Annotated in this window: 3 protein-coding genes; 2 read left to right on the plus strand and 1 reads right to left on the minus strand. The window is 39.1% G+C overall.

Translation table 11 applies throughout. The annotated features are described in order from the left end of the window. Positions 1–123: 123 nt before the first annotated feature. The gene (locus CUN59_RS20265; RefSeq protein ID WP_104389523.1) at positions 124–876 is read right to left on the minus strand and encodes an MBL fold metallo-hydrolase; all 753 of its coding nucleotides are present in this window, start codon (positions 874–876) and stop codon (positions 124–126) included. Between the two features lie 226 nt (positions 877–1,102). Here CUN59_RS20265 and CUN59_RS20270 point away from each other — a divergent pair, with 226 nt between their 5' ends. Both CUN59_RS20270 and CUN59_RS20275 read left to right on the plus strand, forming a co-directional pair. Then, positions 1,103–3,214, plus strand: coding sequence for an FHA domain-containing protein (locus tag CUN59_RS20270; RefSeq protein ID WP_306460526.1), 2,112 nt, complete (start codon positions 1,103–1,105; stop codon positions 3,212–3,214). Positions 3,215–3,297: 83 nt separating this feature from the next. Further along, complete coding sequence (locus CUN59_RS20275) at positions 3,298–3,747, plus strand: hypothetical protein (RefSeq protein ID WP_104389524.1); 450 nt, start codon at positions 3,298–3,300, stop codon at positions 3,745–3,747. Positions 3,748–3,861 lie beyond the last annotated feature (114 nt).

Below are 3,861 nucleotides of genomic sequence, written 5' to 3' on the forward strand. Positions count from 1 at the left end.
ATAACGTAAGTATTCAGCTATAGCACTTGGTCATGCCCAGATCCCCGACTTCTTTTATTGATTGTGTCCATAAATGATAAATTGCTCATAGAAGTCGGGGATCTTTTTGCCTCACCTGAATTCTTACACCATAACTTTTTCACCGGGGTGAGGAACGATAACTTTGGTTGTTAAATTATTTTTTTCTAGTAATGTCTGAAATTCTGCCATAGTTCCCTGGGTTTGGATCAACTTTGCCAATATTCCCGCAAATACAATATCTCCTCCTGCTGCTGTAGGGAGCATAAATTGAGGTTTTACAGATTTTGCTACTTCTAGGGCGCTATTCATTCCCTTAATCACAGTACCGATTATGGGTAGGGCGATATCAATAATTGGTGTAATGATTATGTCGATGTGTGCTATCTCTTTGATTTGAGGAGAATGATAGCCATGGGGTTCATAATACAATGTAGAATTATTGGCTAAATCTTTCACCAGATAGCCGTTTTCCAATAAAGTTGGGCCAATGGGAGAACCGGGAAAGGCTTTAATTTCTACTTGATTATTTAAAGTGAATGTTTCACCATGTTTGAGAGTGATGATTTGTTGATAACCCAATTGTTCTACAACTTTGGCAGCATTGGGGGAAGCAACAACAGGAATATTTTTATCAAGTTGTTTTAATGTGGGTAGGTGTGTGTGATCTTCTAAGCCTTGAGAAAGGATAATTAAATTTATATTATCTGGTATTGACCGATCCTGAGAACGAGAAGCTTTAAATAACCAATCTAAATTATTGAAGGTTAAATCACCAATTAACCAAGGGTCAATTAGTATTTTTTGTTCAGCAATTTCCATGAGCCAACTATTATTATCTAGCCAAGTTAAATTCATAATTACAGCAAACACTATTTATGATAAGTAGGTGAACCGGAAAATTTAAAGGTATGTGAAGAAAAGTAAAATCGCCCAAAACTCTCTTCGGTGTTCCCTGTTCCCTGTTCCCTTGCCCCAACGACAACACAGTATAGGCTTTTGGGAGATTTATAATTGTTGGTTTATTTACGCCGTGCCGTACTAGATACTGAAGAATCTAAAGTTTTTCAGTAACTCTATGGAAATGGAGCGAAATATTGATGTATTAATATTATCAATAAGATATCAAGATGTAAATGGGGGAATCAAAACCATGCAAATCAAGCTGATTTCCGAAAATAAACTGACACAGGAGCAAGAAGAACAGGTTTTTAACCTGCCAATAGCTATCGGCAGACATATAAGTCAACTTCCTGCGGTTATTAATGGTGAAACGGTGTCTCCTGTAGTTTTATTAGACTCTAATAACCAAATTTCTCGGTTTCATGCTCAAATTACCTTAGAAAACAATCAGCTTTATATAGAAGACAAGAGTGCCAATGGCACTCTAGTTAACGGTGAAAAGCTACTTAAACAACGTCGGACTTTAAACAATGGGGATACACTGGGAATAAGTAATCATACCATTACCGTTATTCTCATTCCATCTGAGGATGAGAATGCTACCGTTGTACTGGAAAATAATTCCACAATTTTTAACCCCCAATCTGAGATTATTCCCGTATCTAGGGTGGGGAAATTACCAGATTCTCAATCATCCATCATTTTTAACCCTTATACGGATGCTTTAGAACAGCAAACTCCCGATGCTGCACCTAGTCAACCTGCGGGTTTTCCCTATAATTTCAACTTTTGGAATGCACAAAAGGTTTCCGTAGAAGCTATTCGTCGCAGTGGTATTTCAGTCAGAGAAACAGAATACGTTGCCTGTGGGGGAGGAATGGGCAGTTTTGTTTGGGTGGATATGTTGAGAATTGCGGGAGTTAAACCGGAAAATATTAAAGTTTTGAGTGTTCAAGACAAACCTTATAAACGCTATGAAAGCTTACTAAAAAATTGTCAAATTCCCCGACATAAACGGATTCGTTCTGGTTCAGATTCCTGTCCTGATAATATTTGGGGATGGCCTGGATATGCTTTAAGAGATGCTTGGAGATCCTTTTTTTCTGGACAAGTTGGTGCAGCTTTAGGATTTTTGTGGCAAGTGTTCGCCGAACCTGTTTATGCAGATACTTACACCCCCCGTGGACGAGATGTATTTGAATCCATGGACCGGGAGAGCGATCGCATTGGTTGGGGTAAAATGTTAGAACCTGGCAGTATTCGCAGTCTACGACAAACGGAAGACGGGCGTTATTGTATTGCCTATTCCAACGGGAAGGACGAAAATCACCAATTTTTATTAGCTAAATATGTCCATCTCTGCACAGGTTATCCCGCAATCAAACTACTAAAAGACCTAGAACAATATCGTCAGCAATATCCCGAAGAAACAGGAAATAAGAGAACTGTAGTTCAAGGTTATGAACCCCATGATCATATTTACCAACAATTAGAAAAAAAAGGCGGTACTATTGTTATTCGGGGGTCGGGAATTGTAGCCTCGCAAATATTAGAAAGACTGTATGAAGCCCGGAAAATGCAAGGTAATATTCAGGTAATTCATTTAAACCGAGAACCCCGCAAAGGTAATCAATTTGGGCAATCTAAACGCTATGTAGAAAATGATTGGGAATTTCAACCTTTTAACTGGCCAAAAGGAACTTGGGGCGGTGATATGCGGACAATGTTAGAAGCCGCTGACCCGTTAAGACGACGGGAATTATTGCATGCTTGGGGAGGAACAACCACAGCTAGTCGCGAAAAATGGCGCGAGATTGTTCGTCAAGGAATAGCCAACAAATGGTATGAAATTCGTTATGCTGAAGTCAGCAAACTAGAACGTAATTCCCAAAATCAAGTTGTTACTCATATAAACACTACCAAAGGTCCAAAAACCCTGACTGCTGATTTTGTTATTGACTGTACAGGATTAATTTCCGATCCTTTAGAAAGTCCATTTTTAAAAGACCTAATACTGCATTACGATTTAGAACTAAACCCAGAAAGACGTTTTCACGTAGAAAACAACTTTGAAATCAAAAAACTGCGAAATAATCGTTCTCGCATATATGCGGCAGGAATTATCACCTTAGGCGGTCCCTACGCTCCCGTAGACACATTTTTAGGACTACAATATGCCGCCCATCGTTCTATGGAAGCTTTGGCGGCTGCAAAAGCTCCAGGAGTCCGCTATATTCAGGGAATTTATTCCCTTTGGCAATGGCTAAAATGGGCATTGAATCAAAAGCCTTAATTTACACATATTATATAGTAGGTAACAGGGAACAGAGTTGAAAGTCATGAGAGTGTATACCGTTATAGGATAATAAGATCATCATGACTCCAACTTTATTCGGACGCTGGCAAACGCGAATTTTTTTGTTAGCAACAGTGGGAATGTTAGTTTCTCTAGTCTTCTATTGGGGATATTTAGGTAATGCCTCCAATTTAGTCTACTTTTGGGTTGTGTTTTATGTAGGTTTATTTGGCATGGCCTGGGATGTCTTATATGATTTTCTGCAAAAATATCTCTGGGACCATGACTGGCCCGGAATATTTCAACTTTGTGCGGGAGTTATAGAAGGGGTATTTCTGGCTTTAATAATTGCCAATATCGGTTTACCTCAGATTCCTAAAACCGAATTTGACTTAACCAGATTTATTCAACATTATGGTTTAGTTTGGTTAGCAGTTTATTTATCTGCTTGGGTAGTCATGCGGTTATTATTTCCCCGGTGGCGTTTTCGCGGTGGAGAATGGATTGGTAAATGGCCGAGAATTTCTTAGGGCTATTTAGCCTCCTAAATCCCCCAAGTTTGGGGGACTTTGAAATTCTTATTCCCCCAGAATTGGGGGTTAGGGTGGGGTTTGAACCTGATATTGTCCTAAAACAAATAAACA

This window comes from Cuspidothrix issatschenkoi CHARLIE-1 (assembly GCF_002934005.1).
GTDB classification, from domain to species: Bacteria; Cyanobacteriota; Cyanobacteriia; order Cyanobacteriales; family Nostocaceae; genus Cuspidothrix; species Cuspidothrix issatschenkoi.